Origin of the sequence: Zhongshania sp. (genome assembly GCF_047636175.1) — a bacterium.
Taxonomy (GTDB): Bacteria; Pseudomonadota; Gammaproteobacteria; order Pseudomonadales; family Spongiibacteraceae; genus Spongiibacter.
The window spans coordinates 131338-146680 of the sequence record NZ_JBLIKC010000005.1 but is presented as its reverse complement, the minus strand read 5'-3'; the positions used below and the strand labels follow the sequence as shown (position 1 = coordinate 146680).

Here is a 15343-nt window from a genome sequence, read left to right as displayed (position 1 = left end):
TTTAGTGTTATGACCAAGGATCGACGATGAAGTATCTTACCCTTTTACTAGCAGGCCTTCTGTTAGCTGGATGCACCGCAACCGGTCCGATATTTAACGGGGTAGCAAAAGTTAATCCAGATAAAGCAGTTGCATATTTTTATAGGCAAGCAGCATTTTATGGTTCGGGAACATGTCCCGACTTAGTCATTGATGAAGAAGAAATAGGCTGCCTTAAAAATGGTGGTTATTTTGAGGTCACCCTTGAACCGGGTGACCACCTCGTTCTATTTGATAAAGGGACATGGGAACCAGATAAGGATCTTCGTTCAATTATTACGCTTAAAGCTGGAACTATCTACTATTTTGAGTATGGGCAAGAAATGACAGGAGCATTTGCAGTGCCAGGCTTTGCTATGGTTTCAGGTCGAGAGAATTTTCATCGTAAAACCGAAGAGTATTCACTACCAATACTAAAGAAACTAAAAAAGTCATAACAAAACAAGCAAGCGGACGGTTTCACCGCCGCTTCTTTTGGCGTTATGTTTAATAGGGTCATCGAGTAATGAAAGTAAGGCACTTTGCGTCGAAGACCATAAAGATCGGCTTCGCTCTCGAATGGGAGTCGATTATTACGGAGCTGTTTATAGTTTTTTTGCTCGGTGTATTTGCATTTATGGGGTACAAAGCCAAGATTGCCCTTCTGCTTTTTCCTTGTGGAATAGCCACGGTGGTCTGTCTTTTTATGACGATTCAAAGAGCCTACACGGCTGTAAAAGATAAAGTCGAGTCCTCGCAAGAACATGAGCAAAAAGGATAAGTTTCAGTGCAAATAAAGAAACATAACAATCGCGGGCAGTTGCCACTGAAAAGCGTGGCTGGACAGTTAAAACGCTGCGTTTATTGTCTGCCCCTGCCGCAGGGCGTTATGTTTAATCTAAGCAGTCGCATTTATCTAAATGCCCCTTAAATTACTTGACCATTATATCTGACAGTTTTACGTTGTTGGATTCGAAAACTACCGACTGGAAGTCAAATAAATACATGGAGAGATAAAATGACAATCGTAAATCACTTGAAAACCGGTGAGCACGCCAGGCTAATTTCCACACTTCCTGATTCTAAGAAAGAGGAGAAAGCGACATCAGCGCTGCTTGCTACGTTCCGTGTTATCCCGGAGTTTGCGAAGGCTGTTTTATCAGAAGCAGGCGCAACCGTTGGTTCAAGAGCAAAAATCGACTGCTATACCGAGGTAGTGTTTAAATCTGACGAACTAAAGAATATGCGGCCCGATGGGTTAATTGTGGTCAATACCGGTAAAAAAGAATGGTCAGCTCTTGTGGAATCTAAGATTGGAAATGCCAGCCTTTCAGTTGAACAGGTAGAAAAGTACCTTGGTGCCGCAAAAGCACTTGGTATAGATGCCCTGATTACAATATCAAACGATTATGCTGTTTTGCCGACCCATCATCCGTTAATAGTCTCAAAACAAGCTGTCAAGAAAGTAGAGTTATACCACTTTTCCTGGCTTTCGATTATATCAAAGGCCGTACTACTCTCAGACAATAAAGTCGTCAATGACCCTGAACAGGCGTTTTTACTTGGTGAGCTTATCCGCTATTTCAGAGCCACTTCATCAGGCGTATCTGCATTGACGAAAATGAGCCAAGAATGGCGGGAAGTATGTGATCACATCCAGCAGGGTGCTGTCATTCAGCGTCAGTTAAAAGATGTCGAGGGTGCGGTTGGCAGTTGGAATCAGCTATTGAGGTACTTAAGCCTACAGCTAAGCATGGCTACGCGAAGCGCAGTAAGTATTCAGCTCCCGAAAAAACTCCAAGCCTGCCCCGAGGAGCAGGTAAAGGACGCTGTAGAGTCAGTTTTGAAGTCTAGCCTGCTGACAGCGCGGCTAGAGGTGCCAAATGCAGCCGGGCCCATACAGATTACTGCAGACTTTATGCGCAGGACTGTGAGCTTGGACATGAAGCTTACGTCACCACAGGATGTTAAACGGCCAAGTGCCGCGATTAACTGGCTCACACGACAACTTAAGGATTCGACTGAAGCAGAAAATATTATGGTTAAGGCCTACTGGCCAAAACGTACAACTATGACCATGAAATCCTTAAAGCAAGTATTGGAAAACCCCGACCTGCTTGTTCCAGCCGGTATTAAAGATATACCCAAAGAACTTGAAATTGGTGTTGTGATTGACCTAGCTGGAAGATTTCGGGGCTCGAAAACGTTTATAGAAGAAACAGAAAAAGCGCTGTTGCACTTTTACGACACAGTAGGTGAGCATCTCAATGTTTGGGTAGCCAAGGCACCTCGCATACAACCCCCCAAAGCAGATAGCAATAGAACATCTGTGGACGCTTTAGTGGGTGCTGCACAAGAAGAACCTGAAAGAGAAGGGTTTTTCTCTCCTGTTGCCATTAACGATGACGAACTGGATATGGCTGAGGCCACAGAATAAGCAGGGCTCAGAAAATCGAGCCTCAGGACGCTAAGTCATAAAGCCGCCCAGTTCCTGATAACTTTACGTTGATGCTCGTAGATAAACCTACGCGCTTCCATCAAAGCCGGTTTTTGGACCGTCCGCTTTTTACCAGTACGGAATTAAAGCTAGGACGAAAGGCTCTTGTGTCACATTAGCGGTCAGTCGCTGTTTCCGCGTTCCCGAGACAAGTGAACAAGAGAGCGCGTCCCATTAACACATTGATGTGTTACTTAACTTATTGAAATTTATACAAAACGCGATATGATCAATGGGAAGGAGTATTTGGCAGAAATAAAGGGAATTAGTCTTCGTTTGTCGTGCGCTCGCTAATGGTGAGGTCGCTACATCATTGAATTCCCCAAAAATTTCCAGTCAACGTAAAAGCAAGTTCCGTGATAAGCGAGCCAAAGTGATATACGGCGCAAGTCTTCTTAATAATACTGTCGGCACTACTTATTTTATCATCGTATATAAGTCACGACTTTAGGAAAAAAAATGAAAGATTATGTAAATCAGCTAGACAAGGAAACGCGGAAAGTAGATTTCGACTCATTTGATATATCAGTTAAAGAGTTAGTTTCAATGTCAGATGAAGGTATAGTCGATATTGCCCCAGAGTATCAAAGGCAGTTTAGATGGCCTCATGAAAATCAATCTAGGTTGATCGAATCAGTTCTTTTAGGAATTCCTGTGCCTAGTTTGTTTATGGCTGCAAATAAGGATGGCTCTTGGGAGCTTATAGATGGCGTTCAGAGATTAAACTCGTTAATACATTTTGTTGGAAATGATGAGCAACTTAATAAATTTGGTTTTGAATCAAACTTAGTTTTAAAGGACCTAGAGGTTCTAACGGAGTTCAATAATTCAAGTTTTAAAGACTTTCCTCAAACTTTAAAACTGAAATTTAATTTAAGGCCACTTAAAGTTACTACTTTAAGTGATAAAAGTGATTTAAAAGTTCGCTTTGACCTTTTTGAAAGATTAAATACTGGTGGCATTAAATTAACTGATCAAGAAATACGATCTTGTGTATTTAGAGGTCGATTTAATGATTTTATTACAGAGTTGTCTGAAAATGAGCATTTCAACTCTGTCGTAAATCTTCCAAAAGCAAAAAGTAATGATGGCACTAAGAATGAATTGATTCTGAAATTTTTTGCTTATAAAAATAATAGAGATAAATTTGACCATAGCGTGGTTAATTTTCTTAATGATTATATGTCAGATGCTTCTATTTCATTTGATTATAAAAAGAATCGATCGACGTTTGAAAAAACTTTTGAAGCACTAGCAAATGAGTTGCCAGATGGAATAAAAAGAGGAAGCAGAAGCACTACACCTTATAACCTTTTCGAAGCTATAACTATTGGTGCTGCGGACGCAATTGAAAATGGTTTAAACATACTTGGTAAAAACGTCGATAATTGGATTAACGATGATGAACTTACAAAATTAACTTCTTCCGCAACTAACTCGAAACCAAAGTTAAAAGCTCGCATTACATATTCCTACGATAGGTTCAAATAGAATGTATCAAACTGTAGAGTTAGAAATTAGAGATAGATTAAATCAATCAAAAGAGTTAATTGCTCACATCTCTAGCTTAGAAACAGTTGAACAAAGCACTGACTTATTAAAAATACAAAAAGGCTTTCTTTTTGTTTCCCTATATTCTTCTATCGAATACACAATAACGACTGTTGTTTCTAGGTTTTTAGAGTTGGTTAAGCAAGAAGAACTAAAGCCAATGGAGTTTAAAAGGTACTTATTGTGTACTGTGTTAAATGATAAATTTAATGCTTTATTAGACAGTAGCAAGAAAACAGTATGGAATAAGAAAAAAGAACTTTTTGATGCTTTATTTTCTTCTGAGCCAGCAATAATAGACAACTCAGTTTTTCCGACCGATGGGATTAATATTTCTGAACAACAGATTAAAGATATTTGGCAAATTTTTCACTTGTCAGGTGATGCTATTCCTACAGATGTAAATGCCTGGATTTTAAAGGAAATAAAAGATCATCGTAATGCTATTGCACATGGCAGAGAAAAAGCGGCGAATATTGGCGGGCGTTATACGGCACAAACACTCACTCAGCGAGTAGCTGACGTAGAGAAACTTTGTTTTCATATTGTTTCAGGGTTTGAGAGTATTTCTGTCAGTAAGGCATATAAATATTCTGGAGCGGCGTAGTGGTAAGAAGTCGTTCAAAAGGACAGTAATATAGTTGACTATTTCGCGTTCGTTTCTAAATTTTGTCGGCAATATTTGCCCCTAAACTAGGCGTTAAGATTGTAGATAAACCTACGAACTTCTTTCCGGTTATTGCTGACTAGGACATACGATATGAAACGCAAGCACGAAAGGCTCTTGCGTCACATTAGCGGTCAGTCACTGTTTCCAAGTCGTCGAGACAAGTGAACAAGAAAGTACGTCCCATCAACACATTGGTGAATCACTTACCTCATTGAAATTTCTAAAAAACTCGATATGATCAGGGGAAAGGAATATCTGGCAGAAATAAAGGGAATTAGTCTTCGTTTGACCGGCACTCGCTAATAGCTAGGCCGCTATCTCATTGAATTCCCAATAATTTTTCAATCAACGTAAAAGCCAGTTCCGTGATAAGGGGGCCAAAGTGATATATGGCCTGAGTCGTTATAATAAACTGTTAAGTGTCACATTAATGGAGATCGCTGTGCCCGAAAATATAAGAGATGATAAATTCTTTGATTCCATGATTGAGGCAGAAAAGAAATCGCTGAAAGCTAGAAAGTGGTCAACGATTGTTTCAGGAATGACCTCTTCTATTGCTGTTGCCATAACAGCAGCTATGATGTTCGGTTTAATCTTTGACCAAAGAACGACACTTAATAATTCCGGTCTAACATCAGAGTTAGAGACTGTTAAATTTCAAATTCAAGAAACTAATGCCAAGCTGAGTAATATCGAAAATTCAATTTTTACGATACGGCACGAGCTTACTGCCATTACTGATCTACCAGAGGGCTCAGAATGGAAAGCAGAAGCTAGTAGAATGAATCAGCAGCTTCTTACTGTTTCTGAGAAGCTGGGTGCTCTAGAATCAGCGCTTACAGTAGACCCGGCAAAGGCTTTGGCTGTTCCTATTTTACGTAAAGATCTTGATAATATTAACAAATCACTTGAGAGTGAAATTAAGCAATCAAAAGCAGAAATTGATCGAATCTATGATCAAAATAAATGGTTTATTGGCTTAATGTTCACCATAGCTTTGAGTGTTCTTGGCATGACAGTAACTAACTTTGTATCAAAGAAAGACACTTAACAAGGTTGTCAACGCGGATCGCCAAACCGCTACGCGTTTCGTCAACCGGTTACAACGGAGTAATGTGTATAAATAAATAATTTGAGTTTGTTTCTAGAATAGGTAACTTATGACAGAGGAAGTTGAAGAATATAAACCCAATTTTTGTGTTGATTGTGGTCAATCTTTGGTGAAACCTGAGTCTTTCTGCACTAGCAGATCATGTAGCGATTGCGGTAAAGATATTTTCGTTATTCGAAGAGCCGAAGATTGTGGGATTCGAATAGAGAAAGGTGACATTTTTCACATACCACCGTTAACTATGACATTAAAACCTAATGATAATGGTCGTTTTTATAGAACCGGCCTTGAGCTTTTTCTCAAACAAATTTTTATCGAGAAAATAGTATCTGATGATGAGCTAGTTGAAAGGTACAAAGAGTTAGAAACTAATATTGATGCTGAGTTAAATGGTTTAGATTGCATTCAACATTGTGACTTAGAAACTAATGAAGGCGTTGATGAAGCAGGAAAAATTTTAAGACAAGAAGGATTAACAACCTATTGGTATAACTTAGCTAGATCTAGTAATTTGCGTAATTGCTATGAAGCAATAGAAAGTGGTGATGCTCTCATGGCTGTATCTTGTGCGCATCGGGCTTCACTCTTTAAGGAGCTCTCTTTACTAGAAGGTGAACATTTAAAAGAAATATTATGGCAAGGTTATAACTGCTATTTTGATTTAGCTAAAAATCAAGGAGCTACTCAAGGCTCCGTAAAAGAGCAAAGAATCATTAAAGCTATTTCCCCAAAAATTAAAGCCCTAACAAATGATTTTTTATATACCTTTATTAATGACGGTTTGGCTATAGGAGTCAGAATCGGAGTGAATGGGGTATCTGAAGAAACCTTAAAGGCTCTATTAACACATGAACTAGAAGAGCGCGAAAAAGGTAAAGAAAATGAATTTAAAGAGAGAGAAATAAAGATCAAAGAGAATGGAAATAAAATTAAACGGTGGGGTTCACTTTTTACATTGGCTAACGCATTAATATTGGCTCTTTATAAAAATTGGCTTGGCTAAATATACATTTAATAAGTGTTTAAAAGGACAAGAAAACAGTTGGCTTTTGCTCCTTCCCCGCTTATTTTAGCCAACTATTTGATTGCCCTTAATGAGGGCTCAGAGGGATTTAAAAGCATGGCATTGTTCGAGCTCTACTCAAAACGGAAGCGGCGAGAGCGAGGTGGGTTTCCGGATGTATACAAGTACGATGAGATTCCTCAAAGCCTCCGCGTGCAAATTATTCACCTAATAAAAGAGATCTACTTTCAAGGTGACCATTTAACCGAACATGCCGATAAGGTTCTGAAACAGGCTGAACAAGTACTCTGCAGAGAGTACGGCCTATTTCACTTGGTAAATCAATATGAAACTGGTTATAGATCGATCGCAAAGTTTCTGCTTGAGGCACAAGAGCACGAGTGCGTGCTTGACGTCGTCGAAATCTTATTTCGGTTTGCTGATAATTCAATAAGGAAAGATCGCTATCCCTTCAACCCTTCGGTCGATGTTGATGCTGTAATTAAGGAGCTCAACGGGCGATTCAAGGAAGCTGGGATCGGCTTCCAGTTCGAATCCGGCGAGCTGATTCGCGTGGATTCGGAAATTTTGCATTCCGGAGCTGTAAAACCCTTGCTCGCATTGTTGCGCAAGCCGATTTTCGCTACAGTCAATCAAGAATTTCTACTTGCCCACGAAAATTACCGGCATGCAAGTTACGAGGCAAGCATGGTTGAGGCAAACAAGAGCCTTGAGAGTATGCTTAAGGTGATTGCTGACGAGAAGGGGTGGGAATACGCTGCGACTGACACAGCGAAAAAGCTTATAGCGGTAGCCCTGTCCAACGGATTGGTGCCGAGCTTTATGCAAAATCAGCTGAATACGCTCCAGTCTTTACTGGAGTCGGGCGTCCCTTCGGTTAGGAATAAAATGGCAGGTCACGGTCAAGGTGCCACTCCAAGAACCGTGCCGCCATATATGGCTGAATTTTCGATGCACCTAACTGCATCAACGCTACTAATGTTGGCCCATGCGTCAGGCCTGTGAAGCATCACGCGAGTAAACCTTTGTCGCGGACATTTGACCCGCCACCCATTTTTGCTGACGCAAAAATAAGCGTCGCCTAAAATTCCGCTGAATTAAGGAGTTGAGGCCGTATGAAAATCTACCTACTTCCATTGAGGTCGGGATTTATGAGCGTCTGCTTTTTACCATAAGCTGTCAAAAGTGGACAACTTATGGGTGAATCAATATTTATGCACACATTGAGGATGGAAAATGATGGATTTTAAGGCGCTGCTCAGCAGTGTCCGCGCGTCAGAACACGCCAACGAATATACCGCCTATGTCGATGAAACCTGGTTGCAGGGTAGAACGGCCTTTGGTGGATTAAGCGCAGCCTTGATAGTAAAAGCCATGTTTAATCAAGTGCCCACAGACCGGCGCTTGCGCTCACTCTCCGTTATGTTTGTAGGCCCGGTGCCGGCAGGAGAGCACCGAATTATTCTCCGGGAATTAAGGGTCGGCGGCTCTGTCACTCATATTCAAGGTGAAATTCTCTGCAACGGCGAGGTCGCTGCCACCGCGAGCGCCGCATTCGGTAAAGACCGGCCGTCAACTGTTACGTTAAAGGCCCCAACAATACCTGCCGCACCTCTGCCAGACACTTTGGAGTCTTTACCTTATATCGAAGGCTTAACACCGAGTTTCACGCAGTATTTTGATATGCGGATGTGCGCAGGCGCGCTGCCATTTAGTCAAGCCGACTCGCCAGACTTTTCCCTGTGGATGCGTTTCAAAGAAGCGGGGGATTTAGATTTAACGGCCTTAGTCGCGCTCGGCGATTTACCGCCCATGCCGGGACTAAATATGATTAAACAGCCCGGCATTGGTAGCTCCCTGAGCTGGTATTTAGAGTTCCCAAGCGAATTTCCAAAAGCCGATATGTCAGACTGGTGGTTTTATGATTACCGTAGCCAGGCCGCCGGAAATGGCTACTTTAATAACTACGCAACAGTCTGGGGTGCAGACGGCAATGCCATTATGTTTAGCCGGCAGGTTGCCACTGTCTTTGAAAAATAGGGCGTAGTCAGCAGAAGTCTATGCTTGGTCGCGGCTTACCCGTATTGCCCAAAACCGGCAAGTGGGTTTAGATAGCCGATAAACTCAATTTAGGACAGTGCATGGCTATTGACCTCAGCCCCTTTACCGACAATACCGCACGGCTACCATCAATTCCCCGCGTGATGACTAAAATTGTCGAGTTGGCGCGTTCCGGCGATGTCGATATTCAAAGCCTTGCCCGGCTTATTGCCAGTGACCCCGCGCTAACGGCCAAGACACTGCAATTCGCGAACTCGCCCATGTATGCCAACGAGCAGAAGATAGAAACCCTGCGCCGCGCCATTGTGCTTTTGGGTTTAGACACCACGGTCAATCTGGCCTTGAGTTTCTCGCTGACGTCATCATTAAAAGAACAAACCCAATCCGGTTTACATTATCCATTACTATGGCGCCGCTCCCTGCTTGCGGCAGCCGCCGCGCGAGAACTGGGTCGATCACTTAAAGAGCGGGCCTTAGAGGAACTATTTCTCGCGGGCCTGCTGCAAGACATCGGGATGATAGCCATAGATCGACTCTACCCAGATTTTTATACCGATTTACGCAGTGACCAGGTCTTCCACGAGCGGGTGCGTGAATACGAAATTGAACGCATGGGCGGTGATCACGCCGAAGCTGGCGCGTGGCTGAGTAAACATTGGGGACTAGCGGCCAGAACCACCTTAGCCATCGCCACCAGCCATCGCCCGAATACCTTTGCCCTAAGCGATATCGACGGTCAATTTGTGCGCTGCGTGTGTTTATCAGGCATCGTCGCCGACTATCTTATACTTGGCGAGCCAGTCGATGCCCGCAAGCAACTGTATTTAAAAGCTCAGCGAGTATTGGGGCTTAGCGCAAGTAAAGTTGATGATTTAATCGCTTTTTTACATGAGCAAATTCCAGAAATGGAAAGTCTCTTCGATGTAAAACTCACGGAAAGCGCCAATCAGTCAGACCTGCTAGAGCAAGCTAACGAGACTCTGGCAGAATTGAATCTGCAAAACCTGAGCCGCAGCCGCGGCCAAGCTAAAAAAGCGCCTAAAATAGACCACGAGAAACGTCACGACCCGGTCACTGGGGTGTTTTCCCGGGAGTTTATGAATGGCTTTCTACTTGACTCCTTTAACCTAGCTGGCAGAGCGGGGCGAGTCTTGAGTGTTTTACTAATTGAAATTAAAAATATTAAAACACTGCGTAAAGTTCTCGGGGATCAAAGCGATACCTTCCTCGCCGCGCAAGCCCAGGAATTACAAAGCAAGTTGCGGGCGGGCGATATGATTTGTCGCTATAACGACAATACCTTTTTAGTTTTACTTCATGACACCGTGGAAGACGATGCAAAAGTAATAGGCCAGCGTTTAGTGGCGGCGAGCAGCGCCTTAGCCGCGCAGAGCCGCAAAGGCCCCGTGTTTACTGAGACTGCATTGGGCCTTGCCACCCACGGTGATAATGTTGATTTTAATAACAGCGACGAATGGATAGATGGAGCGAACACGGCTATGCACTAAACACGAGTGTCATCAGCTAGTGAGGTATAATCCTAAAAAGAATAAGTCACCCGTAAAGACAAGGTAGTGCGCGGTTTAGCCCTGTAAGCTCAGTCTCAAACCCAGAATTCAATGGATTGGAATGGCTTTAAGAATAGGCCAGTCAACGTTGATAAAAGTGCCTGATGGCTTGGGTGAACAACGTAGGCCTTCAAGTCCGCCGCATTTCAGAACTCAGCGATAAGTGCGTCATTGGCATTGCCCCTATAAATACCAGCGTCTTTTCCAAATGAATAACTTAGCACTTCCGGGATTCCTTTTCCGAGGTCCCGAAACGCCGACGTCATTGCGTCACTCTGAGCTTACGAGACGCCTTATTACCAAGTGAGCAATACGATATGCTTCCACCACCTGTCTAATAGAGCGCCATTCTTATCAACTTTAACTTATTTCTGAGCCGGTTAAACATAGCGAAAAGTCCTAAATCTTTCTGGATTTAAACCGTAGATCCTCCCGAATCATTACCAGTGCAGGTATTAAAAATAAGATAATGACGCTCGCAAACACAATACCCGTTGCCAAACTCACTGCCATGGGAATTAAAAATTGTGCCTGGGTACTGGTTTCGAACAGCATGGGTGCTAAACCAAGTGCAGTAGTTGCCGTGGTGAGGAAAATAGCGCGAAACCTGCGGCGGGAGGCCTCAACAATCGCCTTGTCGTTATCCCAACCTTCCTCAAGTAGTTTGTTATAGCGATCAACCAATACCAATGCGTCGTTAACGACAACACCACTCAGGGCCACGATGCCGAAAAGAGAGATAAAGGAAAGGTTGTAACCAAGTAAAAAATGTCCGATTAGCGCGCCGCCCGCACCAAACGGTACCCCCGCGAGAATGATGAGTGGCTGGGTATAGCTTTTTAATTGCGATGCCATTAGCGCAAAAATAATGAGCAGGGCCACCATTGTCAGTCTACCCAAGGCCGACAGATCTTTAGACTGTTCACGACCTTCGCCCGCTTGTCGAATCTGCAAACCAGGAAACTGCTGTTTAAATTCCGGTACAAATTGCTCCAACACCACCGCGTTAGCTAAGCTCGGTGTGGTCACGGCTTCGTCAACCTGAGCCGAGACGGAGACAATACGTAGGCCGTCCACCCGGTTAATCGCAGACAGACTTCTTGATTCTGTCACCTGAGCAACACTGGACAACGGCGCCTCACTGCCGTCGGCAAGGCGAATACGGGCATCAAATAGATCTGCGGTAGAGCTTCGATCGCTCTCCGGGTATCGAACCATCACTTTTATCTCTTCCCGGCCACGCTGAATACGTTGCACTTCCTCGCCAAAGAAATTTCTGCGCAGCTGACGTGCAATGTCGGTCGGTGTCAGTCCTGCAGCTTCGCCTGCAGGGGTTAAATGAATATCAAACTGGCGTTTACCAATGCTGTTGGAATCCTGAACTTCGTATACGCCCTCAATGGTTTCGTAGCGCTCGCGTAAGCTGCTGACTGCTTTTTCAAGAATGTCGCTGTTTTGATGGGCGAGCTCAAATTCTAAATCAGCCTGACCACCAAAAAAATCGGCCACATAAGAAAGTCTTTCCACGCCGGGAATATCGCCAACTTCAGTTCGCCACAAGCGCTCCAGTGCTTTGGCAGAAAGGGTGCGTGGTGGCTCAGGACCTAGCTCTATCTGCACCGACGCCAAGTGGCTGGCAACCGTCATCGAATTGCCGCCACCGGGGCCACCGGCTGATCTCGACAGTCCGCCAACGGTAACGCTAATAGATTCAAATGCATTGCCGTCTAGGCGTGCATTCACCACATTTGCCGCAACAACGATTCTGTCAGCCGCGACTTGGGTTGACTCAAAGGGCGTGCCGATGGGAAATTCTAGGGTGGCACGAATGGAGTTTGCCTCCAGTGCAGGAAAGAAGATAAATCGCACTGCGCCGGTGGTTAGCAGTAATCCAGCCAACACTAACAGACCAATGCCGGCCACCAGTGTCAAATAGCGATGGCGAACCGCTCGAGCGACTGCAGGTGCCAGAATGAAGTTTCGGAAACGATCAACTCGCACAGACACCGCGTTTTGCATTTGATCCAGTGGCCAGCGACTCCACTTACCACCGTGGGCAAGGTGTGATGGCAGGATCAGGAAGGCTTCAATCAACGACATCGCCAACACCAGGATAACCACCACTGGCACCACGCCAAGGATCTGGCCAAAGCTGCCGGTAACAAACAGCAGTGGCGCAAAGGCCGCCATGGTTGTTAAAACACCGACCATAACCGGTCCAAACACGCCGTTAACGCCGTCCATTGCAGCCTGTATACCAGTCTTGCCATGCTCCTGTTCAGATATAATATTCTCGCCAACCACCACCGCATCATCAACAACAATACCCAGCACAATGATCAGCGCGAACAGCGAGATCATATTGATATTGACGTCAAAAACGTCAAAAAACAGAAACGCTCCAAGGAAGGATATCGGCACACCCATTGCAACCCACAACGCGAGTCGCAAATCCAACATGACCACCAAGAACAAGAAAACTAGCGCAAAGCCGAGTAGACCGTTTCGCAACAGCAAACTAATCCTATCCTGCAGAATGTCTGTTTGGTCGTCCCACACCGATAAATCAACACCGGGTGGTGGGGTATAATCTGCCAAAAATGTTTTCACCGTTCCGGCGATCACAAGCACATCTTCGGCTTCGGATTTTTGCACTTTTAACAGCACACTATCGCGGCCGTTGAATTGGTTAATCAGGTCGGTGTCAGTAAAGCCGTCGCGGACGGTGGCGACATCGGATACCCGCAGAACACTACCGTCGGAACCAGCGCGCAATACAATATCTTCAAAGGCCTCACCGGTATTGCGCTTGGTATTAGTGCGAAGTAGGAGATCGCCGCCCTGGGTCTTAATCTCACCGGATGACAGATTTATAGACGAGCGCCTGATGGTATTGGCGACGTCCGTCATTGTCAGATCGTAGCGCCGCAGGGAATCCTCGCTAATCTCGATTGCTATCTCGTAATCCTTGGCCCCCAGCAGTGACACCAAGGAGACGCCGGGCAGCGCTAATAATTCTTCCTCAATTATTTCAGCGCCACGCCGAAGGTCACGCTCGCCCAGCTCCGAGCTGACAACAATGGTTAAAACGTCTGATAGGGTTTCAGCACGAACAATTTTAGGCTGCTCTGCATCTTCCGGCGGAAAGTCGACAAGTTGCTGCACCGCAGCTTCTGCATCATCACGCACCTTATCCGCATCGACAAAATCTTTCAGCTCAAGGGTAACCGAGCCGAGATTTTCTGAAGCTCGGGAAATAACTCGATCAACGCCATCAATACCGAAAACCGCTTCTTCGACTCGCCTAGTAATGCCTTCCTCAACCTCGGTTGGCGTTGCGCCGGGGTAGGCAACTGAAATGGTCACGGTGCCGGGATCGATGGTTGGAAACACCTGCGCGGTCAAAGCCAGGCCGGACAACAGACCACCCACAAGCAAGATCACCATAAGCAGATTACCGGCAACTGGGTTCTTAGCAAAATACGCCAAAAGCCCACGGTAGTTATCGCCAGAGGGAGTAGGGGGGAGCACCTTATTCGGGTCAGCCATCAGTCTGTCTCTGCCAAGCGAATCGGAAGTCCATCGCGGGCGCCGGGCACGGCGCCAGTAACAATGCCATCGCCATAGTCAAAGGCTTCAACCAGATAATGGCCATTGCTACGCCCCAAAATAATTGCGTCCACCCCAGTGATAGCACCGTCTTTTACAATCCAAAAAGACTGACCTACCTGAAGCGCACTTTCCGGAAGCTTAAACGTGTTTTCGATGGCTGGTCCGTTCAATTTCACGGAAACGAAGGTTCCCGGCGTTAAGGACTCACTATTGCTTGCCGTTAAATAAACCTTCGAGAAGCGTGTGCGTGGGTCGCGCTCGGCGGCAACTCTGGCAATACGACCTTCAAAGTTAAGGCCATCTGCGGTGATCATCGCCACGCGGCCTTCTGCAGGCGCTATTTTTGCGAGTTCTTCAGGTGCCAATGTAATAACAATTTCGACCGCATCTAAAGCGTAGACTCGACCAAAGGATTGACCGGTACTAAGCATTTGACCTTCATCAGCAGAGCTTTCAACCACTAGGCCCGAGAAGGGTAGTGAAAAAACGCTGCGCTCAAGATTAACTTGCTGAATATCACGACGGGCAATAGCGGCTTGCAACTGCGCTTTTGCCTGAGCGATTTGTGGGGCTTTAGCGACCAGCGGGGGAGTCTTTTTACCCGGACTCAGCATTTGATAATTGGCGATTGCCGCTGATGCTTCCGCTTGGCTCAACTGCAGTGATGCTTGGGCTGAAGTGACATCGGCCTGCACCTGAGCGAGAGCCAGAATAAAGTCGCGCTGATCGAGCGTTACCAATGTTTCGCCTGCGGCAAAGCTACCGCCACTGCGCAAAGCCGGAGAAGTTGCCACAACTCGCCCAGAAACCTGAGGCGTTAATGTGACGTAGCTGCGCACAGCCACAGAACCGGTCGAAGTAACCGCGAGTTGCCCTGGTAAAGCCGAGGGTCGAACAACCGAAACCAAGGGAGCCGATTTACCCGGCGCAGCGGCAAGATCTTTCGCTGCCGATGCCTCATCCGGCACACCCGGAGGCCTCGAATAAATGAACGCCAAGAGCATTAGCACAACAACGCCAGCAGCTTGCAGCAGGCCTATGATAGGTTTTTTTCTTACTGTTGGCCCCGGGCCCATTTCCACTTCCTCAAATATTGTGAACTCAGAGTCTTGCGTATCGCTATTCTATTTCACGTACTGACATTCTGTCTTAACTGGGGTTTAGCAAAGACAATTTCGGTAACGGCGATCAGACACTTGCGTATTTTAGCAGCGCGGCGGCTATTAATGAC

General features: G+C 45.3%; 11 protein-coding genes. 9 read left to right on the top strand and 2 right to left on the bottom strand.

Features of this window, described 5'->3' with window-relative positions; translation table 11 throughout:
- The first annotated feature begins 26 nt into the window (after positions 1–26).
- The 9 genes from ACI955_RS04350 (at position 27) to ACI955_RS04310 (ending at position 10440) form a co-directional block, all read left to right on the top strand.
- The gene (locus tag ACI955_RS04350; protein ID WP_415242511.1) at positions 27–476 is read left to right on the top strand and encodes a DUF2846 domain-containing protein; all 450 of its coding nucleotides are present in this window, start codon (positions 27–29) and stop codon (positions 474–476) included.
- A gap of 560 nt (positions 477–1036) precedes the next feature.
- Positions 1037–2455 carry a hypothetical protein gene (locus ACI955_RS04345; protein ID WP_415242510.1) on the top strand — a complete coding sequence of 473 codons (1419 nt, stop codon included), beginning with the start codon at positions 1037–1039 and terminating at the stop codon, positions 2453–2455.
- 519 nt (positions 2456–2974) lie between these two features.
- The gene (locus ACI955_RS04340) at positions 2975–4006 is read left to right on the top strand and encodes a DUF262 domain-containing protein (protein WP_415242509.1); all 1032 of its coding nucleotides are present in this window, start codon (positions 2975–2977) and stop codon (positions 4004–4006) included.
- A 1-nt stretch (position 4007) separates the two neighbouring features.
- Positions 4008–4673, top strand: coding sequence for an MAE_28990/MAE_18760 family HEPN-like nuclease (locus tag ACI955_RS04335; RefSeq protein ID WP_415242508.1), 666 nt, complete (start codon positions 4008–4010; stop codon positions 4671–4673).
- Between the two features lie 505 nt (positions 4674–5178).
- Positions 5179–5787 carry a hypothetical protein gene (locus tag ACI955_RS04330; protein ID WP_415242507.1) on the top strand — a complete coding sequence of 203 codons (609 nt, stop codon included), beginning with the start codon at positions 5179–5181 and terminating at the stop codon, positions 5785–5787.
- A 109-nt stretch (positions 5788–5896) separates the two neighbouring features.
- Positions 5897–6850, top strand: coding sequence for a hypothetical protein (locus ACI955_RS04325; protein WP_415242506.1), 954 nt, complete (start codon positions 5897–5899; stop codon positions 6848–6850).
- A gap of 39 nt (positions 6851–6889) precedes the next feature.
- Entirely contained in the window at positions 6890–7876 is a 987-nt protein-coding gene (locus ACI955_RS04320) for an STM4504/CBY_0614 family protein (RefSeq protein WP_415242505.1), read from the top strand.
- Between the two features lie 231 nt (positions 7877–8107).
- On the top strand, positions 8108–8911 hold the full coding sequence (locus ACI955_RS04315; protein ID WP_415242504.1) for an acyl-CoA thioesterase: 804 nt from the start codon (positions 8108–8110) through the stop codon (positions 8909–8911).
- A 101-nt stretch (positions 8912–9012) separates the two neighbouring features.
- Entirely contained in the window at positions 9013–10440 is a 1428-nt protein-coding gene (locus ACI955_RS04310; protein ID WP_415242503.1) for an HDOD domain-containing protein, read from the top strand.
- Between the two features lie 459 nt (positions 10441–10899).
- Here the strand turns inward: ACI955_RS04310 and ACI955_RS04305 are convergent, their stop codons facing one another.
- Entirely contained in the window at positions 10900–14049 is a 3150-nt protein-coding gene (locus ACI955_RS04305; RefSeq protein WP_415242502.1) for an efflux RND transporter permease subunit, read from the bottom strand.
- Complete coding sequence (locus ACI955_RS04300; protein ID WP_415242501.1) at positions 14049–15188, bottom strand: efflux RND transporter periplasmic adaptor subunit; 1140 nt, start codon at positions 15186–15188, stop codon at positions 14049–14051. The genes ACI955_RS04305 and ACI955_RS04300 overlap by 1 nt, the downstream gene beginning before the upstream one ends.
- Positions 15189–15343: the final 155 nt, after the last annotated feature.